The organism is Bryobacter aggregatus MPL3 (assembly GCF_000702445.1).
GTDB classification, from domain to species: domain Bacteria; phylum Acidobacteriota; class Terriglobia; order Bryobacterales; family Bryobacteraceae; genus Bryobacter; species Bryobacter aggregatus.
In genome coordinates, this window is the sequence record NZ_JNIF01000003.1 from 4,016,245 (window position 1) to 4,038,215 (window position 21,971).

Annotated in this window: 21 protein-coding genes; 14 read left to right on the forward strand and 7 right to left on the reverse strand. The window is 59.0% G+C overall.

Translation table 11 applies throughout. From position 1 onward, the window contains the following. Positions 1-104: 104 nt before the first annotated feature. On the reverse strand, positions 105-302 hold the full coding sequence (locus M017_RS29440) for a hypothetical protein (protein ID WP_155121488.1): 198 nt from the start codon (positions 300-302) through the stop codon (positions 105-107). A 369-nt stretch (positions 303-671) separates the two neighbouring features. Here M017_RS29440 and M017_RS0118580 point away from each other — a divergent pair, with 369 nt between their 5' ends. The 3 genes from M017_RS0118580 to M017_RS0118590 are packed head-to-tail and all read left to right on the forward strand — an operon-like array spanning position 672 to position 5,397. Next, entirely contained in the window at positions 672-1,001 is a 330-nt protein-coding gene (locus M017_RS0118580) for a PadR family transcriptional regulator (RefSeq protein ID WP_031499650.1), read from the forward strand. Then, positions 1,001-3,682 carry an ABC transporter permease gene (locus tag M017_RS0118585; RefSeq protein WP_031499651.1) on the forward strand — a complete coding sequence of 894 codons (2,682 nt, stop codon included), beginning with the start codon at positions 1,001-1,003 and terminating at the stop codon, positions 3,680-3,682. The genes M017_RS0118580 and M017_RS0118585 overlap by 1 nt, the downstream gene beginning before the upstream one ends. Positions 3,683-3,687: 5 nt before the next feature. Then, complete coding sequence (locus M017_RS0118590) at positions 3,688-5,397, forward strand: SMP-30/gluconolactonase/LRE family protein (RefSeq protein WP_031499652.1); 1,710 nt, start codon at positions 3,688-3,690, stop codon at positions 5,395-5,397. A gap of 3 nt (positions 5,398-5,400) precedes the next feature. On the opposite strand, the gene M017_RS27950 is transcribed toward M017_RS0118590, so the two are convergent. The 4 genes from M017_RS27950 to M017_RS0118610 are packed head-to-tail and all read right to left on the reverse strand — an operon-like array spanning position 5,401 to position 9,012. Continuing rightward, on the reverse strand, positions 5,401-6,753 hold the full coding sequence (locus M017_RS27950; protein ID WP_031499653.1) for an alpha/beta fold hydrolase: 1,353 nt from the start codon (positions 6,751-6,753) through the stop codon (positions 5,401-5,403). 14 nt (positions 6,754-6,767) lie between these two features. Beyond that, complete coding sequence (locus tag M017_RS0118600; protein WP_051670462.1) at positions 6,768-8,228, reverse strand: S8 family peptidase; 1,461 nt, start codon at positions 8,226-8,228, stop codon at positions 6,768-6,770. A 38-nt stretch (positions 8,229-8,266) separates the two neighbouring features. Next, entirely contained in the window at positions 8,267-8,656 is a 390-nt protein-coding gene (locus M017_RS0118605) for a 2Fe-2S iron-sulfur cluster-binding protein (protein ID WP_051670464.1), read from the reverse strand. A gap of 38 nt (positions 8,657-8,694) precedes the next feature. Next, complete coding sequence (locus M017_RS0118610; RefSeq protein ID WP_031499656.1) at positions 8,695-9,012, reverse strand: 2Fe-2S iron-sulfur cluster-binding protein; 318 nt, start codon at positions 9,010-9,012, stop codon at positions 8,695-8,697. Positions 9,013-9,058: 46 nt separating this feature from the next. Here M017_RS0118610 and argS point away from each other — a divergent pair, with 46 nt between their 5' ends. Genes argS through M017_RS0118645 form a run of 7 tightly spaced genes read left to right on the forward strand, consistent with a single transcriptional unit; the run spans position 9,059 to position 15,429 of the window. Continuing rightward, entirely contained in the window at positions 9,059-10,996 is a 1,938-nt protein-coding gene (gene argS, locus M017_RS0118615; protein ID WP_031499657.1) for an arginine--tRNA ligase domain-containing protein, read from the forward strand. Continuing rightward, complete coding sequence (trpC, locus tag M017_RS0118620) at positions 10,993-11,775, forward strand: indole-3-glycerol phosphate synthase TrpC (protein ID WP_031499658.1); 783 nt, start codon at positions 10,993-10,995, stop codon at positions 11,773-11,775. Before argS ends, trpC begins: the two co-directional genes overlap by 4 nt. Beyond that, a complete protein-coding gene (locus M017_RS0118625; RefSeq protein WP_031499659.1) occupies positions 11,772-12,365 on the forward strand; it encodes a phosphoribosylanthranilate isomerase in 594 nt (197 codons plus the stop codon). The genes trpC and M017_RS0118625 overlap by 4 nt, the downstream gene beginning before the upstream one ends. Next, a complete protein-coding gene (gene trpB / locus M017_RS0118630; protein ID WP_035957869.1) occupies positions 12,359-13,573 on the forward strand; it encodes a tryptophan synthase subunit beta in 1,215 nt (404 codons plus the stop codon). Before M017_RS0118625 ends, trpB begins: the two co-directional genes overlap by 7 nt. Continuing rightward, a complete protein-coding gene (gene trpA / locus M017_RS0118635; protein ID WP_031499864.1) occupies positions 13,545-14,354 on the forward strand; it encodes a tryptophan synthase subunit alpha in 810 nt (269 codons plus the stop codon). Before trpB ends, trpA begins: the two co-directional genes overlap by 29 nt. Next, positions 14,351-14,629, forward strand: coding sequence for a chorismate mutase (locus tag M017_RS0118640; RefSeq protein ID WP_031499662.1), 279 nt, complete (start codon positions 14,351-14,353; stop codon positions 14,627-14,629). The genes trpA and M017_RS0118640 overlap by 4 nt, the downstream gene beginning before the upstream one ends. Continuing rightward, complete coding sequence (locus tag M017_RS0118645; protein WP_051670466.1) at positions 14,626-15,429, forward strand: prephenate dehydrogenase; 804 nt, start codon at positions 14,626-14,628, stop codon at positions 15,427-15,429. The genes M017_RS0118640 and M017_RS0118645 overlap by 4 nt, the downstream gene beginning before the upstream one ends. A 158-nt stretch (positions 15,430-15,587) precedes the next feature. Here M017_RS0118645 and M017_RS0118650 read toward each other — a convergent pair whose 3' ends face one another. Further along, entirely contained in the window at positions 15,588-16,832 is a 1,245-nt protein-coding gene (locus tag M017_RS0118650; RefSeq protein ID WP_155121490.1) for an enolase C-terminal domain-like protein, read from the reverse strand. A 40-nt stretch (positions 16,833-16,872) separates the two neighbouring features. Between M017_RS0118650 and M017_RS0118655 the strand changes: the two genes are divergently transcribed. Together M017_RS0118655 and M017_RS0118660 are read left to right on the forward strand one after the other, a co-directional pair. Continuing rightward, a complete protein-coding gene (locus tag M017_RS0118655; RefSeq protein ID WP_031499865.1) occupies positions 16,873-17,151 on the forward strand; it encodes an ArsR/SmtB family transcription factor in 279 nt (92 codons plus the stop codon). Positions 17,152-17,210: 59 nt separating this feature from the next. Next, positions 17,211-17,960 (forward strand): SDR family NAD(P)-dependent oxidoreductase, encoded by a 750-nt coding sequence (locus M017_RS0118660; protein ID WP_031499665.1) that lies wholly within the window; start codon positions 17,211-17,213, stop codon positions 17,958-17,960. On the opposite strand, the gene M017_RS0118665 is transcribed toward M017_RS0118660, so the two are convergent. Further along, positions 17,938-18,438 (reverse strand): GNAT family N-acetyltransferase, encoded by a 501-nt coding sequence (locus tag M017_RS0118665; RefSeq protein ID WP_031499666.1) that lies wholly within the window; start codon positions 18,436-18,438, stop codon positions 17,938-17,940. The genes M017_RS0118660 and M017_RS0118665 overlap by 23 nt on opposite strands. An 89-nt stretch (positions 18,439-18,527) precedes the next feature. Between M017_RS0118665 and M017_RS0118670 the strand changes: the two genes are divergently transcribed. Further along, positions 18,528-19,472 (forward strand): LysR substrate-binding domain-containing protein, encoded by a 945-nt coding sequence (locus tag M017_RS0118670; RefSeq protein ID WP_035957870.1) that lies wholly within the window; start codon positions 18,528-18,530, stop codon positions 19,470-19,472. Positions 19,473-19,540: 68 nt separating this feature from the next. Further along, the gene (locus tag M017_RS0118675; RefSeq protein ID WP_238325944.1) at positions 19,541-21,964 is read left to right on the forward strand and encodes an ABC transporter permease; all 2,424 of its coding nucleotides are present in this window, start codon (positions 19,541-19,543) and stop codon (positions 21,962-21,964) included. Positions 21,965-21,971: the final 7 nt, after the last annotated feature.

Sequence of the window (21,971 nt, forward strand, 5' to 3'; positions counted from 1 at the left end):
GGGGTTGCACCGGCCTTGGGGCACCAGCGCAATCCGATTGTCGACACTTGCTTCCGCCATTCCATCTTTAGTCTAAGAGATGGAGCAGGGCCTTGGCGCGAGTGTTAGCGGCTGGCAACGTGAGCGGCGACGGACTGTAATTCTTCCATCACTTGTGTGGCTTCAATCTGTTGTTCTTGCTGGGCCGCATTCTTGGGTCCTCGCATCGCGAGAGGGACTGCGGTCAACCGCATCAGATCCAGTTGGAAGCGTACCTGATCCATAGCCTGTTGTGCTGTTTCCTGTGCAGATTGCTGTTTCATATCTTGCCTGAGTGTCTAATCGGACTACTGGGCAAAAATCTGAAGATGAAAATAGCTATTGGAGTGAAGAAATATCCCGATGAGGCTCTCAGACCTGGTTGGGTGGGGTGTAATGGTGGGTTCGTTTGGCAGGTCGTTTGGTGGTGGGTTCGACAGCGGATTGGGTGATGCGGTGAACAACCCTATGTTCTGAGAGCCTATCGGTCACGTCTACATCTGTCTTTTAGCAAGTGGCATGCCAAAGTCTAAACCTAAGAAAACATTACACTCCATCGATCTGGTTCCCGAATTGAAACACGTTCCCATTGGGCCCAGTTCAATTTGGTTGCTCCCCTTGACTATCTACAAGAGCGATGACAGACTGGCGGCATGGGTAAACCCGCTGATCTGCTCCAAGGAACGCTGGACCTGCTGATTCTTCGTTCGCTGGCCTGGCAGCCGCTGCATGGCTGGGCGATTGCGCAACGGATTGAAGAGTGTTCGAAGAATGTATTGCTGGTACAGCAGGGGAGCCTCTATCCGGCGCTCCATCGGATGGAGGAGCAGGGCTGGATCGAGGCGGCTTGGGGAGAGAGCGAGAACAAGCGGCGGGCGAAGTTCTATTCGCTCACTCCGGAAGGCGCGGCGCGCCTGGAAGAAGAACGCAAGCAGTGGGATCGTTTGTCGGGTGCCGTGCAGCTTGTGATGGAGCAATCCTGATGCGCACCCTGCGGCGGCTCAAACGGGCTTGGAGCAGTCTGTTTCATTCCGGCAGCCGGGATGTCGAGTTGGACGACGAACTGGCGGCTCATCTGGCGCATGAGATTGACGCGCGGGTGGCGGGCGGGGAAAGTGTTGCCGAGGCGACGCGGCAGGCGCATCTGGCGCTGGGACGGGTGGCCGCGGTGAGCGAAGAGACGCGGGCCCAGCGGAGTTTTGCCTTTCTGACCGGCTTGTCGCAGGACCTGAGCTTTGCGCTCCGGCTGATGCGGAAGAGTCCGGTGTTTACGCTGGCCGCGGTGGGGAGTCTGGCGCTGGGGATTGGCGCCAATACGGCGATCTATTCGCTGTACAGCCGGATTCTGATCGATGAGATGCCGGTTCATGCTCCGAGCGAGCTGTACCAGCTCCTCTCTCGCACCAGCAATCAAAAGGCTGGCCAATTTAATACTTCCTACTCTTATCCGTTCATTCGAGAGTTGCAGGAGAATAGCCCCCAGCTCCAAGGCGTCACCTGCTCTGCCAATGGGGCCGTGAGTCTACGTAGCGGTGCGCAATCGAAGATTGTTTCCGTCGAGGAGGTGTGTGGCAACTACTTCTCGCTGTTGGGGATCCAGCCGGCGCTGGGCCGTTTGTTGCAGCCTGCGGACAACGTGGATCCGGGTGCGCATCCGGTTGCCGTGTTGTCGCATCATTATTGGCGCAGCGAGTATGGTTCGGACCCGGAGATCGTGGGCCGCCGTGTCGAGTTCAACGGCCACCCCTTCACGATTGTGGGCATTACCCCGCCGAACTACTTCTCATTCTCGAAAGGAAATCTTCCGAACTTCTTCGTTCCGATTGTGATGGATGGGGTCATCAGTTCTTCGCCGACGATGACGACGGATCCGGGGAGTTACTGGATTAGTGTGGTGATGCGGACGAAGCCAGGGGTCTCGCTGGCGAGCCTGGAATCGGAAATAGCGGCACGGTATCGCCGATATCGCGCTGCGAACGGCGGCACGTCTCAGAGTGAGTATCAAAAGAAAGTGGAATCGACTCTGATCGTGCATCTGGAATCTGCCGCGCAGGGATTTGGGACGCGTTCTCGAGTGGAAAGCGATCAGAAGCCTCTGACACTTTTGCTTTGTGTGGTGGGCGCGGTGTTGCTGATTGCGTGTATCAATATCGCAAACTTACTCTTAGCGCGAGCGACGGCCCGGCAGCGGGAGATTGCGACCCGGCTTGCTCTCGGGGCGAGCCGGATGCGTCTGGTCCGGCAATTTTTGACGGAGAGCCTGCTGTTGGCTGCCAGCGGTGGTGTTGCCGGGTTGGCGTTGGCGTTGACGTTGGAACGGGCGCTCATGCGCGAGGCCTATGGCAAGAATGCGCAACTGCTGGTGGATGGTGGACCTTCCTGGCTGGTTTTACTTGCCTGTTTCGGACTGACAATCGTGGCGGGGTTTGGTTTTGGGCTTGCACCGGCCTTGAGTGCCGACCGGCAAGGGATTCGTGCGCCACGTCGTATGGTGGGGCGCAAACTGCTGGTGAGTCTCCAGGTGGCCTTATCGATTCTGCTTTTGATGGGCGCGGGATTGTTTCTGAAGACGCTCTCGAATTTGCGAACCGCTGACAGTGGCTTTGTGCGCGACCAACTCGTCACGATGCAGTTAACGCCTGGCCTGCTCGGTCGCAAACCCGAGGAGTTGCGGGCTTACTACCGCAACGTGGAGCAGCGTGTCGCCGAAGTACCGGGTGTGGCAGGCGTAAGCTTCAATGCGGTTGGTCTGCTGGCGGGCAGTCGATGGGGGAGTGGCATTCAGGTGGCGGGGGTGGTGATTCCGGAGGGTGAGCCCGCGCCGCTGCGGAACGCTGTTGGGCCGAAGTTCTTTTCGATGATCGGGGCGCGTTTCATCGAAGGACGAGACTTTGAGTTTGCTGACAATTCGGAGACTGCGCCGAAGGTGGCGATTGTGAATCAATCCTTTGCGCGCCGCTACTTTGGGAATTCTTCGGCGATCGGCAGGATGATCGGTCCGGGGAATCGGGAAACGAAGCCAAGTTTCACCATCGTGGGGGTGGTGGCAGACCTGCGTGACGCACGCATCACGGCGGAAGCGGAGCGCTATTGGTATGTGCCCTATGCACAGCAGAACCGGCTGCCGAGTTTGACGCTCACGGCGAGAGCGCAAGGGGAATCGGTCGCTCTGTTGAAGATGATTCAGGCGGAAGTTGCGCGAGTGGACCCGAATGTCCCGATCTCAAGACAGCAGACAATGGCGACAACACTCGAGGATCAGATCTCGCTCGAACGTCTGGTTGCCCGGGTCAGCAGCTTCTTTGCGCTGGTGGCGGTGCTGCTGGCGGTGATCGGTCTCTATGGGGTGATGGCGTATACGGTGGAGCGCAGGACGCGCGAGATTGGAATTCGCATGGCGCTCGGGGAAGAGCGGTCGCGAGTGTTAGGCGGAGTGCTGCGGGAGGCATTGCTATACGTGGGAATTGGCGTATTGATGGGGATTCCGCTGGCGCTCGGGCTCGCGCGTTTTTCGACGAAGCTGCTGTACGGAGTGCAGCCGATGGATTGGATGAGTCTCAGTATTGCCGTCGCTACGATTACGGGATTTGGGATGCTGGCAGGCTTCCTCACGGCGCGCCGCGCTGCCTCGATCGAACCGATGATGGCGCTGCGGATAGAATAGGCGTCGTGCTCTCTCGCCGACTGCTCCTCCAAGCCTCCGCCGCCACCGCGGCGCTCTCTCAAGTCACCGTCAACAAAGGAACGGTGACGAAAGCCCAGTTCACCGGCAGTAAGAATTATCCGGGCAATGTCCACGACTATTGGGTCTATGTGCCCGGCATTCCCGCGCCGCCGGGCGGCTATGCGTTGATGGTCTTTTTTGATGGGGCTGGTTTCATCAATGAGACGGGGCGTTTTAAGGCGGCCGAGGTGTTTGACCGCTTGATTGCCTCGGGCGAGATGCCTCCAACGGCCGGGCTCTTCTTGTCGCCTGGAGTGATGCCCCCCTTGTCTCCCGAGACGCAGGTGGGCCGCTACAATCGCTCCTACGAATACGATGCGATGGGGGATCGCATGGCGAAGTTCCTGATCGACGAACTGATTCCGGAAGTCGGCAAGCAGCATAAGCTCACGAGCGATCCGAATTGGCGCGGCATTGGCGGATCGAGCTCAGGCGCGATTGCCGCGTTCACGGTTGCCTGGAATCGGCCGGATGCCTTCCGCCGCGTGCTGTCCTATATCGGGTCCTATGTGAATCTGCGCGGGGGCGCTGCTTATCCCAGTCTGCTGCGCCAGGTTGAGCCGAAGCCGTTGCGCGTCTTCCTGCAGGATGGGTCAGGGGATCAGAATATCTTTGCAGGGAACTGGTGGCAGGCGAATCTGGTGATGGCGAATTCGCTCGAGTATGCCGGTTACGATTTCAAGTTTGTGCAGGGCACGGATGGTCATAACTCGAACCATTCTTCGAAGATCTTTGTCGAGTCTTTGCAGTGGCTATGGGCGGAGTGGAAGCAGCCGATTGTGGCCTCGAAGGGAAACCCGAAGAGTGAGCGGCACTATGTCACGGAGTTCCTCGATCCGGCTCATGACTGGGAGGAGATCTCCTCCGGGCACAGCTACACGGAAGGCGCCGCAGCCGACAAGGATGGCAACGTCTACTTCAGCGATGCGCCAAACGACAAGATCCACAAGATCGACCACGCCAGCGGTAAGGTGACTCTGTTCAAGAGCCCGAGCGGTGGTGTGAACGGTTCGCTGTTTGGTCCCGATGGCCGGCTCTATGCCTGCCAGGCGAAGAAGCGGCAGATTATTGCGATCCGTCCCGACGGCAAAGAAGACGTGCTGGCGACCGATGTTGCGTCCAATGATCTGGTGGTGAACGCGAAGGGGGAAGTCTGGTGGACAGACCCGGCCAGCCATCGGATCTGGTACACGGATGGCAAGGGCAGCAAGAGGGTGGTGCACGAGGGCATCGAGTTCCCCAATGGCATCATGCTGTCGCCCGATCAGAGCCTGTTGCAGTGCGTCGATAAGCGCTCGCGCTGGATCTGGAACTTCCAGGTGCAGCCCGACGGTTCGCTCGCGCATGGAGAGCGGTTTTACTACCTCGAGACTTGGGATGAGGATTCGCAGTCGGGCGGCGACGGCATGACGATCGACACCACCGGCCATCTCTATGTCGCCACGCGACTGGGGATTCAGGTGATGGACCCGCCGGGACGCGTCGTGGGCATCTTCAATTGCCCGCAAAATCTGCAGCCGTCGAATTGCTGCTTTGGCGGACCGAATTTCGATTATCTTTATACGACGAATCGGCAGAAGGTCTTCCGCCGCAAGTTGCGCCGGAAAGGGCTGATTGCATCGACGGTGATCAAGCCGCCCATTCCGCGCCTCTAAGGCTTAAGTGCCGGCGACGAGAGAGGCGAAGGCCCAGGTGACGACCGGGTTGGTGACATCGCCGTGCTCGGAGACCAGCGCCTTGCCGTTGATCTTGGCGCTGCCGTCGAGGTTGTAGACCTTGCCGGCTTCAAAGGCGTAAGCCTCGCCGGGCTGTTTGAGCCCCAGGGCCGTCAACTCGATGGGACCAAGAATGCCGTTGCGGCCGATACCGCCGAAGGCGCTGGTTTGGTCTCCAAACTTTTTGGCGTTATTCAGGCTGGCGGCGGCCATCGTCGTATAGGCAAAGCCGACCACCGAATCGAACTCGGAGTGTGTGGCCAGAATCGGCCCCTTCACTACCTTCTTCTCGATGACGTCGCGGAAGAAGCCGCGCGGGTGCTTCACGCCGGAATCGCTGGTTCCTTGCTTGGCGAGTCCGAAATGGGAGTAAGCGGCTTGCAACAACATCAGGCTATCGATCTTCACCATCGGAGCGGTGCACAGGCTCTTGGCGCAGGCGGTCACCGCGCGGCCGCCGAGGCTGTGGCCCACCAGATGGATCTTCACGGCTGGTTTTGCTTCCTTGCACTTTCGCACTGCTGCCGCCATTCCATTCTCCCCGACCTTCCCACAGCGGTTGAACATAAAGAGAAAGGTGGTCAGATTCAAGAACTTCGGAACAAAACCGAAGGCATTGCCGAAGAAGGAAGCGGCTGCGCCGTTCTGCGTGGTGGCTGCCGCCAGGCTGGGGATGCCGGTTCCGCTGGACCCGGCTTTGGGCTTGGAGACGGCGATGGTTTCGCCCGCCACCAGGGAATCGCGAATCGTCTGCGCTTCCGCTTTCTCAAAAGCAGTCACAAATTCGTTCGAGTCTTGGACGCCAATCTGCTGGAGCAACTCGAGCAGGTGCTGCACCAGCTTCAACTGGGCCGCCTCATCTTTGCGCGCGGCTTCGAGCAGCTTCGTCATCTGCGTGATGCGCCGTTTGCCTGCCGCATCGAGCATGGGCTTCAACGCTTCGAGTCGAGCCGTCTCCTTGGCCATGCCGCTGGCGGAGAGCGCCTTGCCACCGCTATCGTTGGATTCGGGGAACACCATCGAGGGCCAAAAGACGCCTCCGACTGCAAACTTGCGAGCCAGCAACTGACCTGACACACCAGCCAGATCACTATTCTTTTTGAAGTTTTCCAGGAAGTTGGAATACAGCGTGCGCGCATCGTTTTCGTCATTGCGAAAGCCATGACAGATCAGAATCACATCGGTGGTTCCGGTGCTCTTGATGTGCTGCGCTAAGATCTCGATCCCGTTGCCTTTGAGATTGCCATCGCCGTCGCAGGCTAGCGCCTGGAAGTCAAAGCCTTTGATTTGCTCCATGTTGGTGATGCCCCTTAAATCGACTGTAGTGCTTTCAATAGGTCCAGCAAGCCGTGGCCCTGAAAGGAGCGGTCCCGATTCAGGTTGACTGCTGTTTGCAGGAATAATTCTTTAACGTTTTCCGGTTTGCCGATAAACTCCCGCCGCACGGAGAGGAAGGCGGCAATCGCCCCCGAGACGTGGGGAGCGGCCATGCTGGTGCCGCTTTGGTCCAGGTAGAGGACCTTCTGCTTTTTGCCGAGTTTCGCGGCGTAGCCCTCCCGGAAGGAGCCCGCCGCGCAAGAGACGATCTTTTCCCCAGGGGCAACCAGATCTGGCTTGCAGCGGCCATCGCCAGTGGGTCCACGGGAGGAGAAGAAGGAAACGCCGTAGGTGTGAGGCATGTCGCGATGGGTGGCGCCCACCGTAATGGCCAACTCGGCATTGCCCGGATCGTTAATGCTCAGCGCCCGGTAGCCGAGCTCATTGGTGCCAGCCGTTGTCAGACCCAGCGCGGAGAAGCCGCTATTGCCTGCGGCTACAACCACTACCACCCCGGCTTTCACCAAACGGTTGACCTCGACACAGAGCGGACTTTGCCCGCATCCGAACCAGCGGGGATTGAACTCGTAGCCCACACTCAGATTGACTCCGTGGATGCGCAGACGGCGGCCGTACTGATTTGTCTTCTGGATGAACTCGATGGCTAACAGAACTTCGCTGGTTTTTCCTACGCCTTCGCGATCGAGGATCTTGAGACTTACCAAGCGAGTCTGCGGCGCGATGCCGCTGATGCCCGTGAGCTTTTCGAGATGTACCTCGGTATCATCCGAACCCTCCACCATCGACTCGACGGCGACAACCGCTTCCGGCTCTTTCGGCGTATAGGAACCCGAGATGATTCCCGCAACGTGGGTACCGTGGCCAAACTCGTCGGTGTAGTGATCACGGTCGGCGAGGAAGTCGCTCGATAACTTGCGTTCGACGGGGCCGATGACATCTTTGAAGTGGGGGTGAGTTCCATCGATGCCGGAATCGAGAACGGCGAAGGTGATGTCTCCTCCCAGGGCGCGGAAGGATTGGTGCGCTGCGTCTGCCTTCACTGTCGCGATGGATTTGGTGACACAGGCGTGAATTGCCGGATCTTCCCAGATCCGGTAGATGGGGCTTGCCCAACGCTGATTCGCCTGGGTCAGATAGGCCGCATAATCCTTGGCCAGTTGCAGGATTTGTTCGCCGGTCAGATTGGCAAAGACATAGGAGGGGTGGCTGCCGTTTGCCTTCGGGTCAAAGTCTCGCAGCACGCCCAGCACTTGCTCGCGTGCTGCATCGATTCCGTCGGGGTACTGCTCATTCAGCGCAACGATGATATTGTGGCGCTTCTTGGTTTCCTTTTTGACATTGGAAAGCAGGGGCTCCGTAATCACGGCCCTCATCAGGTCGCGATTCAACTGTTCGCGCTGGTGGGTGATGCTCGGCTTCTTCGAATTCGGCATTCTGTAGCTGGGGTCCGGCTACAAGAATACACAGCTGTCTACTTTTTCGGAAGAGGAATCGCATCGCCGAGGTTGATCGAGCCGCCGCCTTCGGAGACGTAGTTACGATTCCAACTTGGGATCTCAAATTCCACGTCACCCGTCACAACGCACTGGCAACCGAGGCGGGAGTGGAGCGTGAGGCCAGGAGCGAGGTCGAGCTTGTCCTGTTCGTCGTCTTCCATCTCGGAAAGATTGTCGTCGCCGCTCTTGATGATGACGTGGCAGGTGGTGCAGGCGCAGCTTCCGCCGCAAGCGTGCTCAATGTGAAAGCCGAAGTGCTCGGCCAGGTCAAGGAGGCTGAGCGGTTTCCCGTGGCCTCCATATGGCACCTCTTCAGGCTTGAATTCGTACGTTGATCCGTCGTTCAGAAGAGTAATTTTCGGCATGAGAAGGCTAAAAGCCTAGTATAGCGTTGCGATCCCGCTTAGCTTGGAATCTCGAACTCAACATCGCCCGAAATAACGCATTGGCAGCCCAGGCGCGAATCGGGAGTGAGTCCGTCGGCCATGCCCAGGGTGTCCTGTTCAGTCAGATCGATCTCTGAGCAATTCTCGGCGCCCTTGCGGATGATGATGTGGCAAGTGGTGCAGGCGCAGTTGCCGCCGCAATCGTGATTGAGCGGAATGTCGAAGTGCATGGACAGATCGAGGATGCTCAGCGGCTTGCCGTGGCGGCCATAAGGCACGTCTGCGGGGTTGAACTCATAGGTGGAGCCATCGTTGGCGAGTGTGATTTTCGGCATCGGAAAAGACTAGGCTATCAGGAACGCATTGCTATCATCGTAGACAGTGTTTTATAGCCTCGAACGCTCAATTTCACGGGCCGTTTCTCAATACCTTCTGCGCCAGTTTGAAGTCGAAATTCCTGTTGTGGCCGAGCAGCCGAAGCAGACGAGTTTCGGTGAAGTCGCGCTGCCCGTCGCCTTTCAGCTGGCCCGCCAGTTGAAGAAAGCGCCCAAGGCCATCGCCGAGCAGTTGGCGACGGACCTGAGTGGCCAGATCGAAGGAGTGGCCGCACTCGAGGTGGCCAATGGCTATCTCAACGTGCGTTTCGACCGTGGTTGGTATGCGCGCCAGATTCTGACCGGGCACGATCAGGACACGCAGGAGTTCTCCACCGCGAAAACGATTGTCGAGCACACCAACATCAACCCGAACAAAGCGGCGCACATCGGGCATCTACGCAACGCGATCCTCGGCGACACCTTTGTCCGCATGATGAAAGCGATGGGCACGCGCGTTGAGGTGCAGAACTACATCGACAACACCGGCGTGCAGGTGGCCGACGTTGTGGCAGCCTTCCATTTTCTTGAGAAGAAGAGCGCCGCCGAGGTTCTGGAGCTCACCCGCCAGCCTCGCTTCGACTATCTGTGCTGGGATCTTTATGCGAAGATCTCGCAGCTCGAAGACGGTAAGCAGTGGCGTGCCGAGACGCTGCACGAGATTGAAGCAGGCGTTGGGCCGCTCTCCGATATGGGGCATGTGGTCGCCGACGCGATTGTGGAGTGTCACCTCAATACGATGCTGCGCCTGGGCATTGAATACGACGTGCTGCCGCGTGAAAGCGAGATTCTGCACCTCAAGTTCTGGTCGAATTGTTTCGAGCAACTCAAAGAGAAAAAAGCCATTTATCTTGAGACAGAAGGTAAGAACAAGGGCTGCTGGGTGATGCCTGGTTCGGCGTTCCGCGAGAACGCAGGCGAGGAAGATTCGAAGGTCATTGTCCGCTCGAACGGCATTGTGACCTATGTCGGCAAGGACATCGCCTATCAGCTCTGGAAGTTCGGTCTGCTGGGCAAGGACTTCTACTATCGCGAATCGCGCACCTATCCGAGCGGCCATCGCTGCTATGTGTCGCAGTCGACGCCCGAGGGCGCCGAGCCGGTGCAGTTTGGGGCAGGCAGCAGCGTTTATAACGTGATCGATTCGCGGCAGAGCTATCTGCAGGATGTCGTGGCGGCGGGCTTGCGCGCCCTTGGCTACAACGAGCAGGCCGATCGCTCGATCCACTTCAGCTATGAGATGGTGGCGCTGAGCCCGCGCACTTGCACCGAGCTTGGCATTGAGCTGAGCGAGGAAGATGCGGCTCGTGCTTATGTTGAGGTTAGTGGCCGTAAAGGCTTGGGTGTAAAGGCAGATGACCTGATCGATACTCTCACGGAACGGGCTCGTGCTGAGGTGGATTCGCGGCACGCCGAGAAGCCGGAGGCAAGCCGCGCGATTGTCGCCCACCAGATCGCCGTCTGTGCGCTGCGCTACTTCATGCTGAAGTTTACGCGCACCACCGTGATTGCCTTTGATCTCCAGGAAGCGCTTAGCTTCACGGGCGAGACCGGCCCCTATGTGCAGTATGCCGCTGTGCGTGCGAGCAAGATTCTGGGCAAGATTGCCGAACGTGGCGAGACGATGCCGGACTTCCGCGCCGTCCTCAGCCGCGAAGTGTTCGCGCGTGTTCTGGAGAACGAAGATCTGTGGCAATTGCTGCTCGATATCTCGCGTCTCGACGTGGTGCTGCGCAGCGCCGTACAGAGCGGCGAGCCTGCCTCGCTGGCCAAGTACGCCTATCAGTTGGCCCAAGCCTTCAGCCGCTTCTACGCGGACTTCCGGGTTCTGGACGAAACCGACGAGGCGCGCCGAACCGTTTTGTTGTGGATGACCAAGTACTTCGCGGCACAACTTGAGAAAACACTTGCGACGCTGGGCATTCCGGTTCCGGAGTACATGTGAGCGTCCCCGACATTCTGGCGAAGATTGTTGATCGCAAAAAGCAGGAGCTGGTGGTCACTCGCGCGCAGTTGGTGCAACTGGAGGCGCGTGCCGCGGACAACGTCGGCAAGCAGCGAGGCTTTGGCGCCAATCTGCGCCGCAATGCCGGCACTGCCGTGATTGCTGAAGTGAAGAAGGCTTCCCCTTCGCGCGGTCTGCTTCGCGAGAGTTTCGATCCGCCGCAGATTGCTCGCGATTATGAGGCCGGCGGTGCTAGCGCGATCAGCGTGCTGACCGATCGCGACTTCTTCCAGGGCAGCCTGGAGGATCTGGCCGCGGCACGCAATGCGGTGAAGCTGCCTGTCTTGCGCAAAGACTTTACGCTTGAGGAGACGCAGATTGTCGAAGCCGCAGCCTGGGGCGCGGATGCGATTCTTCTGATCGCCGCCTTGCTCGATGCCGCATCGCTGCGCCGCTTGCGCGAGTTTGCCGAAAGCCTCGGCCTCGATGCGCTGGTGGAGGTGCATGATGCACAGGAACTGGAACAGACCATCGACAGCGGCGCGACGATCATTGGCGTGAACAACCGGAATCTACGGACTTTTACGGTGACGCTCGAGACATCACTCGCTCTGGCGAGCCAGATGCCGCAGAACGCCTTGAAGGTGAGCGAGAGTGGCATCTTCACCCGCGCCCACATTGAGACGCTGCGCGAGGCAGGCTACGCGGCTTTCCTCATTGGAGAGAGCCTCATGAAGTCCGGTGATGCCAGCGCCGCGCTGACGGAACTGACGGCATGATCGTCAAAGTGTGTGGCATTACGACCGCGATGGACGCGCTGACCGCGCTTGACGCCGGAGCCGACGCGATCGGCTTCAACTTCTGGGCAGGCAGTTCGCGCTACGTCAAGGACACTGCGTTTCTGAAAGAACTGCCGGATGACTTCTGGCGTGTTGGCCTTTTTGTGCATGAAGATCCGCAGCGTGTGCTGGATCTGATGGCAGAACATCGACTTGACGTCGCGCAGTTGCATAAGATGGACGCGATTGCCGGGATTCGCGTTTGGAAGGCGATCTCTGTCGATGGCGTATTAAGCCAGGAACGGATCGATCAGGAGCAAGCCGAGGCCGTGGTGCTGGATACTCCGGCAGGCGCGCTCGAAGGTGGTACGGGGCGTAGTTTCGATTGGGAACTTGCCGCTGGCCTCAAGGGCAAGATTGTCCTTGCCGGTGGCCTTGATGCCGAAAATGTTGGTCTGGCGATCCAGCGCCTGCGGCCTTGGGGTGTGGATGCCTGCTCGCGACTCGAATCCGAACCGGGCAAAAAAGATCGTGCGAAGATGCGCGCCTTTATCGAGGCGGCGCGAAAGGAGTTCGACGCAGTATGTTAACCGTGCCAGATGCGGGTGGCCATTACGGACCCTATGGTGGACGCTATGTCCCCGAGGTGTTGATGGCGCCGCTCGAAGAGTTGGAACAGGCCTATCTCCAGGCCAAAAACGATGCGGCTTTCCAGGCCGAGCTTGCAGACCTGTTGAAGAATTACGTCGGACGTCCAACGCCCTTGTACTTTGCCAAGCGTCTGAGTGAGAAGTTCGGTGGGGCTCGGATCTATCTCAAGCGCGAAGATCTGCTGCACACGGGCGCTCACAAGATCAACAACGCACTGGGCCAGGCCTTGCTCGCCAAACGGATGGGCAAGCAACGCATCATTGCGGAGACTGGCGCCGGCCAGCACGGAGTGGCCACGGCGACGGCCTGCGCTCTGCTCGGTCTCCAGTGCCGCGTCTACATGGGCGAAGAAGACATGCGCCGTCAGGAGCCGAACGTCTTCCGCATGCGTCTTTTGGGAGCAGAAGTCTATAGCGTCACCAATGGTTCGCGGACGCTCAAGGACGCGATCAGCGAAGCGATGCGCGATTGGGTGACGAATGTCGACGAAACCTATTATCTGCTCGGCTCCGCACTGGGCGCGCACCCTTATCCGTCGATGGTGAGCGACTTCCATCGTTGTATTGGCGATGAGGCGCGTCGGCAGATTCTCGAAGCCGAAGGCCGGCTGCCCGATCTGGCCATCGCCTGTGTCGGTGGCGGATCCAATGCCATCGGACTCTTCCGCGCCTTCCTTGCGGACAGCGAAGTGGCGCTGGTGGGTGTCGAGGCCGGAGGCCGCGGTAAAAAGACCGGCGACCATGCGGCCCGCTTTAGTGGCGGCGCTCCGGGCGTTCTGCATGGCGCATATAGTTATCTGCTGCAGGACGAAGATGGCCAGGTCGCATTGACGCACAGCATCAGTGCGGGGCTGGACTATGCGCTCATCGGGCCGGAACATGCTTATCTGCACGATCTCGGTCGCGCGACTTATGTGGATTGCGACGACGCTTCTGCGCTAGCAGCGGCGGTGGAGCTTTCGCGCACGGAGGGGATTATTCCGGCTCTGGAAAGCTCGCATGCCGTTGCAGAAGCTTTGGACCGTGCCCCGCAATCCAAGGGCAAGATTATCGTCGTCAACCTGAGTGGCCGCGGCGACAAAGACATCAATATTTATCGCGAAAACTTGAAGGAAATGGATGCCGACACGCATAGCCGCATGTTTTGATCGCCTGAAGGCGAACAATGAGCCTGCCCTGATCGCTTATGTGACAGCGGGCGACCCTACTCCCGAAGCGACCATCGAAATCGTCGCGGCGCTCGAGCGTGGTGGCACCGACATCATCGAGCTGGGCGTTCCGTTCAGCGATCCTGTCGCTGACGGCCCCGTGATCATGCGGGCTAGTGAGCGCGCGCTCGCTGCCGGAACCACGCTCGAAAAGGTGCTTCACATTGCCGCTGAGATCCGCAAGGTCAGCGAGATTCCGATTGTTCTGTTCAGCTATCTGAATCCCGTGATCCGCTACGGTTTTGAGCGGCTGGCGAAACGCGCGGTGGAGTGCGGCGTCGACGGCTTTTTGCTGACGGACTTGAGTGTCGAGGAAGCTGCTGGCTTTGTCGATGAGGCCAAGGCTGCGGGCCTGGATACGATCTTTCTTGTCGCGCCCACCAGCACGGACCGCCGCCTCGATCTAGTGGCGAAGTATTGCTCCGGCTTTGTCTATGTGGTGTCGCGGACAGGTGTCACTGGCGAACAGTCGCAAGTCTCCGCCGCGGTGAAGCCGCTGGTGGAACGGTTGCGCCAGTTTACCGATTTGCCGCTTGGTGTTGGCTTCGGAATCTCGACTGCCGCGCAAGCCGGTGAAGTGGGCGCAGTAGCCGACGGCGTTGTTGTGGGAAGTGTTTTGGTACGTGCGATTGAAGCGACTCCTGTTGCTGCACTGTCAGATACTATGGAGCGGATGGCGAGAGAGTTGAAAGAGGGCGCAAAGACGGGGCGTCTATCATGAGTGACGCAAAGACCCAAGAGGTACTGCTCGAATGCCGTGGCCGCATCGACGCGCTTGACGAGAAGATCATTCTCCTGTTGAATGAACGGGCGGAAGTGGCTCTGGAGATTGGACAAGCGAAAGCCAACGCAGGCTTGCCGGTTGTTGAACTGGGCCGTGAGCGCGTGGTCATCGATCGGATGGTTGGTAAGAGCACAGGTCCTTTGGACCCCGATGCTGTCGAACGCATCTACACCGTGATCATGATGGAGATGAGACGGCTGCAGGAGCGATGAACACAGTCGCAATTGTCGGAACCGGACTGCTGGGTTCCAGCTTTGGTCTGGGGCTGAAGCGAGCTCGTCTCGCCGGACGCATTATTGGTGTGAGTTCGCCGGCAGTGGTGGCGAAAGCGCTCGCAGTGGGCGCGATCGATGAATCCATGCCTCTCGAAGAAGCTGTTGGACTCGCCGATCTGGTGCTGCTGGCGCAGCCGGTGCGCCGGATTTTGAAGACGCTCGCGCTGCTGGATCCGATTGTCAAAGAAGGCGCGCTGGTAACCGATGTCGGCAGCACGAAAGCGGAAATCTGTCAGGCGGCCGCCACCCATCTGCGGCGCGCGCGCTTTGTTGGCGGCCATCCAATGGCGGGCAGGGAAGTGCGTGGACCAGAGGGTGCATCGGCTGATCTGTTTGCTGGGCGGCCCTGGGTCTTGACGGGCAATGAGCCGGAACTGGTTGCGCTTGTTGTTGCGCTCCATGGCAAACCGGTGTTTCTCGATGCGGCGGAACACGATCGCTTAGTCGCCTACAGTTCTCATCTGCCGCAATTGGTTTCGACGACCCTTGCCGCCTTGCTCGAGAACCAGGCGATTGCACAGGTGGCCGGCCCCGGAGTGCTCGACATGACGCGGCTCGCACTGTCGAGCCACGATCTGTGGCAGGACATTCTTTCGACGAATGCAGCGAACATTGATGCAGCGCTAAGCGCCATGATCGCGAGCCTCGAGCAGACGCGCGAGGCTTTGCAGCAGGGACGCGAAGAGGCGCTGTTCTTGCGCGCGAACCGCGTCGCGTCAGCGTTGCGGACTCAGTAGCGCACCGCGTTCTTCCTCTACACGAGCGGTCCTTCAACGCTGGGTCGCAGATTCCGATGGCGCGAAAATAGTTCTTAACCTGATTCAGGCTTGGGCCATTTGCGCCACCTTCAATTCACAACAGGAACATGGAAAACTGTTTTGAGTCATCTCGCATCCTAATACGGAATCGCGACTGCCCGGTCGTCCTTCGGGTCTGCCCAGCGATCGTTCGGAATCACGGGCGCCCAGCCCGGACGCGCCGGGTCCTGATCATACGGATAGCTGCCCAAGCGTAAGAACTCTTCGCGATACTGCGCGAGCTTGTCTCGATCGATCGTCACGCCGAGGCCGGGCGTCGTGGGCACGCGAATTGCGCCGTCCTCATAAGGCAGCAAGCCACCCGTGATGATGTCGTCCGTGAGGTGGTGGTAGTGAGCATCGGCGGCGAAGGACAGGTTTGGAATCACTGCGCCCAGATGCAGCATCGTTGCGAGCTGGATGCCGAGTTCGCCCGAGGAGTGCACTGCGACGCCAGTCTGGAAAGTCTCGCAAATGCCGGCGGCCTTGATGCATTGCCGGATGCCACCCCAGAAGGTGGTGTCGAGCAGAACGACATCGACGGCGGTGGAAAGCGTGTTTGCGGCAAGCTGCTCGAAGTTCACGACGACGGTATTGGTGGCTAGTGGCACGCGGACCATCTCCCGGGTGCGCCGCATGCCGTTGAGTCCGTAGACGGGATCTTCGAGATAGTCGTTCTTCAGATCTTCAATCGCCTGGCCAAAGCGGATGGCCTGCTCGGTGGACCAGGAGGCGTTCGGATCAAAGCGATAGCTGTCCCCAGGCAGGGCCGCGGCGATGGCGCGATAGACTTCCAACTCATAGTCCGGATGGAAGACGCCGCCCTTCAGTTTGTGGCTGCGAAAGCCGTACTTTGCTTTGGAGTCGAGCATCTGTTGGACGAGTTGGTCGATGGTTCGCGCTTCGCCGGCGCCGGTCTTGGGGTTGGTGTAGCGAAAGAAACCGTAGCTTGCGAAATGCACGCGGTCGCGCAATCGCCCACCGAGGATCTCCGACACGGGAACGCCCCAGGCCTGTCCGATAATGTCGAGACAGGCGAACTCGAGTGCTGCAAGAATCTGGGTTCGATTGTTATAGAGAGAGGCTGTGGGGTTCGCGATGCGGAAGCGCATCTCCTCAATGCGCGCCGGATCATGCCCGACCAGATAGGCCTTCATCGCGCGAAAGACAGCCTCGGCCGATTCGCCCCCGCCGCCCATCTCACCGAGCCCGATCAACCCATTGTCTGTTTCCACCTCGACGATGGTCCGTACAAAACGCCCCCAATGGCAGCCGTTGGCATGGCGCAAGGGCGCCTGGAGCGGAACCGATACCGTGGTGGCTCGGATGTCGATAATCTTCATCCTCTCTATTCTTCCAGTACTTCCTGATCCAAAATAGAGCGTGACCCATTTGTCGCGCCGCCAAGTGCATCTCATCTCGAAAGCGATTGCCGACCCACGCCGCTTCGAGATTTTGCAGCACATTGCTGCGGGCAAAAGCTGCACGGCCTGTACGGACCTGCGCGCCGCGTTTCCGATCAGCGCACCCACGCTTTCCCATCACCTCAAAGAGCTGGAAAGCGCTGGCCTGATCGAATCGAGCAAGCAAGGAAAGTTTGTCAGCGCACGTTTTCTGCGCGACACCTGGAAGGCCTACCTCAAAGATCTACGACAGCTTTGAATCCTTCGTTCCCGATCTTCATCAATTAGACAGTTGTCTAAGTGTAGAAGGAGATTGCAATGAGCGAGTTAACAGGAAAAGTAGCAGTTGTCACCGGAGCTTCCAAAGGAATTGGAGCTTCGATTGCTGAGCATCTGGCTGCCGAAGGTGTATCTGTGGTGGTGAATTACGCATCGAGCAAGAAGGGCGCGGATGCTGTTGTGCAGAAGATTACAGACAAGGGCGGTAAAGCGATCGCGGTGCAAGCCGACGTCTCGAAAGCTGCCGACATTGGGCGTTTGTTCGCCGAGACGAAGAAGGCCTACGGCAAGCTCGACATCCTGGTCAACAACGCGGGCATCTATGAGTTTGCGCCGCTCGAGTCCATCACGCCCGAGCACTTCCACAAGCAGTTTGATCTCAATGTACTGGGTCTTTTGTTGACCACGCAAGAAGCCGTGAAATGGATCGGAGATGAGGGCGGCGCCATTATCAACGTCAGTTCTGTTGCTGGTCCGATGCCGCTTGCCGGAGCCTCAACCTATAGCGCTACCAAAGCAGCAGTCGATGCGATTACCGTTTCGCTGTCGCAAGAGCTTGGGCCAAAGAAGATCCGCGTGAACTCAGTGAACCCAGGCATGGTGGAAACCGAAGGACTGCACACCATTGGTTTTGCAGAAAGCGACTTCCGCAAAAATCTTGAGAAGATAACGCCGCTTGGCCGGATCGCGCAGCCGGAAGACATTGCTCGCGTGGTGACTTTCCTTGCTTCGGGCGTTGGCTTTGTGAGCGGGCAGACTCTGATTGTCAATGGGGGCCAGCGGCAGTAACCGCCTCGGAAAGGTCGAGGTCCATGTGGACGTCGGCTCTCTCGTAGGGCGATGGTGGAACCTTCTCTGGCGGCGTGTGGCGGAAGCCAAACGATTCGTAGAGGCGGATGGCGCTCAGCAGTTTGCGGTTCGAACCCAACTCGAGCGCTGTTGCACCCAGTTGCTTTGCGCATTCGATCGTGCGGGCCATCAGCTTCTTGCCGATTCCCTGACCGCGCAGCTGTTCTGCCACCGCCATCTTGGCAACTTCAAAAACGCCTGGCGACAGCGGAATCAAGGCGCAGCACCCCACCGGAACGCCGTCAGCAAAGGCCATCAGGATCTTGCCGCCGTGCTCGAGGATTTCGCCGACCGGATTATCAAGCACCTGTCTGTCTGGCTCTTCGAGTGTGAAGTACTTTGTGATCCAGGCTTCGTTGAGAGCGCGGAAAGCACCGGCGTCTTGAGCTTCGAATTCGCGGATGTAAAGATGACTCATCTGGTTTTCGTTCGCCTTTATTCAAAAGTGTAGAGGACAAAGAACAAGACGTCCAATATCTGGTTCGTTAGAATCAAGAGCAACCAGATATGGAACGGGACCTGGAACTACGGCACTTGCGCTACTTCGTGGCGGTGGCAGAGGAGTTGCATTTTGGACGGGCGGCACTGCGTCTCCATTTGGCGCAACCGCCGCTGTCGCAGCAGATCCGCAAGCTCGAATCGATTCTGGGCCACCCCCTGTTTGTCCGCACTTCCCGCGCGGTGCGGCTAACCAGTGCGGGAGAAGTGTTTCTCGAACGGGCCCGCCGTACGCTGCGGAATGTCGAAGAAGACATCGAAGAGACGCGTATCGTGAGTCGAGGACAAGTGGGTTTCCTGCGGGTTGGCTTCATCGGGTCCTCGATGCTCACCCCGTTGCCGGCCATGCTTGGCCTCTACCGGCGCGAGTTTCCGATGGTGCAGATGCAGCTTTCGGAAAGCTACACCTCGGACATGACACAGCGGCTGCTGAAGGGCGTCATCGACGCCGCGATCCTGCGCGATAGTGACCCGCAAGAAGGGATGCGGACGGAGAAGCTATTGTCCGAACCCTTCGTCGCCGTGCTGCCCTTGCAGCATCGTCTTGCGAGCCGCAAATCGCTCTCGGCCGCTGATCTGCGCGAGGAGCCTTTTGTTTTCTTCCCGCCGAATGCGGGCCGCATCGCTTATCAGAAACCGATCTCGCTTTGTGAAGCGCATGGCTTCCGGCCGCGCATCGTACAAGAGGCGCCGCAATGGCTGACGGTATTGCGCCTGGTGGGTGCCGAACTGGGCGTGACGATCGCTCCGGCTTGCGTTGCCGCGATCGCCGGCCCCGAAGTGATCTGTCTGCCGCTGCGTGGCGCCAATGTCACGAGTGACATCGAACTGGCCCTGCGCAGTACAGAGGACCGGGCGATCGTCCATTCGTTTGCCGCCATTGCTCGCGACTTTTTCAAGCGAAAAGATTCTGCAAGAAATGTGACGAAGCGGAGAAACTTCTTGGCGCCCTGAACGTACTCCTTCTGAGGCCCGTTCATCACATGCAATCTTTTCTCCAAGACCTAAAGCACTCCCTAAGGATGTTCTGGAAGAGCAAGGGCTTTACCTTTGCCGCGGTTGCTGCTTTGGCGCTGGGAATTGGTTCCAACACCGCGATCTTTTCGGTGGTGAATGCGGTGCTGCTGAAGCCGCCGCCGTTTCCAGACTCCGATCGCATCATTCTGCTCGGCGTCTCTTCTCAGGAAGGGAAAAACACGGCTGGGTCTCCGGCGAAGTTCCTGCATTGGCGCGAACAGAAGGATGTGCTGGAGTCGGCCGCTGCGTTTCGCACCGGCGTGGTCAATCTCACTTCGGGCGAGGTTCCGGAGCAGTTGCGCTCGGCGCAGGTGAGTGGCGATTATTTCAAGCTCTTTGGTGCGCAATTGGTGGCGGGCCGCAGCTTTTCGAAGGAAGAGGATTTGCCTAAGGGGGGCAATGTCGTCCTGATCACGGAAGGCCTGTGGGCGCGCCGTTTTGGTTCAGACCCTCAACTGGTGGGCAAGACGATCCAACTGGGTGGCGAAGCGCAAACCGTCATTGGCATTGTTTCGAAGAACTTTAATTTCAGCGATCTCAGCAGCCGTGTGCCGGAGGTCTTCAGCCCCTTCCAATTCGATCCGAACAGTGTGGACCAGGGCCATTACTTCAGTGTCGGCGCGCGATTGCTGCCCGGAGTGTCGCTGGCCCAAGCCAACGCGCGATTGGAGGCCTCGACTGCTGTGTTCCGCCAGAAGTTTCCGATGGCGCTGCGAAACGAAAAGTTCTATGCCGACTCACTGCGGGAAGCACTCACTGCGAATGTACGCAGTTCGCTGCTGGTGCTGGTCTGCGCAGTGGGGATGGTCTTGCTGATTGCCTGCGCGAACATCGCGAACCTGATGCTGGCGCGGGCGATTGGGCGCAAGCGCGAGATCGCGATCCGCGCGGCGATTGGCGCCGGAAGAGGCCGCCTCATCCGCCAACTGCTCACCGAGAGCGTTCTGCTGGCGGCAGTGGGCGCGATCTTCGGATCGGTGCTGGGTCTCATTGGAATTCGCATGCTGCTCTCAGTCAATACGGCGAACCTGCCTCGGATCGGAGTGGATGGCGCTCTGGTGGGGGCCGACTGGCGCGTGCTCACTTTTACCATCGGAATCACCCTGCTTACCGGCGTGCTGTTTGGACTGATTCCCGCCTTGCAATCTTCCCGCGCCGATTTGAGCACAACGCTGAAGGAAGGTGGCGGCCGCTCGGGCAGCAGCTTCCGGCAGAACAAGGCGCGTACTTTCCTGGTGGTGACCGAGGTGGCGCTGGCCGTGGTGCTGCTGGTGGGCTCTGCGCTGCTCATCCGCACTTCGCTTGCCTTGGGCGACGTCAAGCCTGGTTATGACGCGACGAATGTCCTCACCATGCGCATGTCGCTGTCGGGGCAACGTTTCGTCAAGACGCAGGCGGTCGAGCAATTGGTGCGTGATGGTCTCGATCGCCTGCGCGCGGTGCCCGGTGTGACGCTGGCCAGCGCCACCTGCTGTGTGCCGCTCGAAGGCGGCTATGGTTTGCCTTTCCTGATTGTGGGCCGTCCGCTCGACAAGGGGCCCTTTCATGGAGGAGGAAGCTGGAAGACGATCTCTCCCGGCTACTTTGACGTCTTCAAGATTCCGGTGGTGCGCGGGCGCAGCTTTGACGAGCGCGATACGGCGGCCGCCTTGCCGGTGGTGGTGATCAATCAGGCGATGGCCCGGCAGTTCTGGCCCAAGGGTGATCCGCTGGGCGAGACGATCTGGATTGGCAAGGGCATCATGTCCGAGCTTGCCACCGAGCAGCCCCGCCAGATTGTCGGCATCATTGGCGACGTGCGCGATGGCGCACTGAATCAGAAGCCCGAGCCGGCGATGTATGTTCCCAATGCCCAGGTTCCCGATGCACTGAACGCGCTGAATGTACGTCTGACGCCGCTTGCCTGGGTGATGCGCACCACGGGCGATCCGATCCGCGTGAGCCAAGCGGTGCAGGAGCAGCTTCGCCAGGCAAGCGGTCTGCCCATCTCCGATGTGCGGACGATGGATGAGGTGGTGTCGCGCTCGACCTCGCGGCAGCGCTTCAACATGTTGCTGATGACGATCTTCGGTTGTGCCGCGCTGTTGCTGGCGGCGATCGGCGTCTATGGCCTGATGGCTTACAGCGTGCAACAGCGTACGCAGGAGATTGGCATCCGCATGGCGCTTGGCGCGGACACAGGCTCGGTGAGAAAGATGGTGGTGCTGCAGGGGATGCGCTTTGTGGGAATTGGAGTCATTCTTGGCACCGGGATTGCGCTGAGTCTCGCAAAGCTCATCGCAAACTTCCTCTATGGCGTAGAGCCTTACGATGTGATGGTCTTTAGCGTTGTGCCCACTCTTCTAGCGTTGACGGCCTTTATTGCCGTGCTGATTCCGGCAATGCGCGCCACGCGCATCGATCCTTTGCAGGCGCTTCGCAACGAGTAGGTACAAT

Bases quoted from the DNA above. Each gene is read 5' to 3' on its own strand.
- M017_RS0118645 (WP_051670466.1), top strand. From the start codon at position 14,626: ATGAACACAGTCGCAATTGTCGGAACCGGACTGCTGGGTTCCAGCTTT.
- M017_RS0118675 (WP_238325944.1), top strand. From the start codon at position 19,541: ATGTTCTGGAAGAGCAAGGGCTTTACCTTTGCCGCGGTTGCTGCTTTG.
- M017_RS0118650 (WP_155121490.1), bottom strand. From the start codon at position 16,832: ATGAAGATTATCGACATCCGAGCCACCACGGTATCGGTTCCGCTCCAG.
- M017_RS0118610 (WP_031499656.1), bottom strand. From the start codon at position 9,012: ATGCCGAAAATCACACTCGCCAACGATGGCTCCACCTATGAGTTCAAC.
- M017_RS0118580 (WP_031499650.1), top strand. From the start codon at position 672: ATGGGTAAACCCGCTGATCTGCTCCAAGGAACGCTGGACCTGCTGATT.
- M017_RS0118640 (WP_031499662.1), top strand. From the start codon at position 14,351: ATGAGTGACGCAAAGACCCAAGAGGTACTGCTCGAATGCCGTGGCCGC.
- M017_RS0118670 (WP_035957870.1), top strand. From the start codon at position 18,528: ATGGAACGGGACCTGGAACTACGGCACTTGCGCTACTTCGTGGCGGTG.
- M017_RS0118665 (WP_031499666.1), bottom strand. From the start codon at position 18,438: ATGAGTCATCTTTACATCCGCGAATTCGAAGCTCAAGACGCCGGTGCT.
- M017_RS0118600 (WP_051670462.1), bottom strand. From the start codon at position 8,228: ATGCCGAATTCGAAGAAGCCGAGCATCACCCACCAGCGCGAACAGTTG.
- M017_RS0118605 (WP_051670464.1), bottom strand. From the start codon at position 8,656: ATGCCGAAAATTACTCTTCTGAACGACGGATCAACGTACGAATTCAAG.
- M017_RS0118625 (WP_031499659.1), top strand. From the start codon at position 11,772: ATGATCGTCAAAGTGTGTGGCATTACGACCGCGATGGACGCGCTGACC.
- trpA (WP_031499864.1), top strand. From the start codon at position 13,545: ATGCCGACACGCATAGCCGCATGTTTTGATCGCCTGAAGGCGAACAAT.
- trpB (WP_035957869.1), top strand. From the start codon at position 12,359: ATGTTAACCGTGCCAGATGCGGGTGGCCATTACGGACCCTATGGTGGA.
- M017_RS0118660 (WP_031499665.1), top strand. From the start codon at position 17,211: ATGAGCGAGTTAACAGGAAAAGTAGCAGTTGTCACCGGAGCTTCCAAA.
- M017_RS29440 (WP_155121488.1), bottom strand. From the start codon at position 302: ATGAAACAGCAATCTGCACAGGAAACAGCACAACAGGCTATGGATCAG.
- M017_RS27950 (WP_031499653.1), bottom strand. From the start codon at position 6,753: ATGGAGCAAATCAAAGGCTTTGACTTCCAGGCGCTAGCCTGCGACGGC.
- M017_RS0118585 (WP_031499651.1), top strand. From the start codon at position 1,001: ATGCGCACCCTGCGGCGGCTCAAACGGGCTTGGAGCAGTCTGTTTCAT.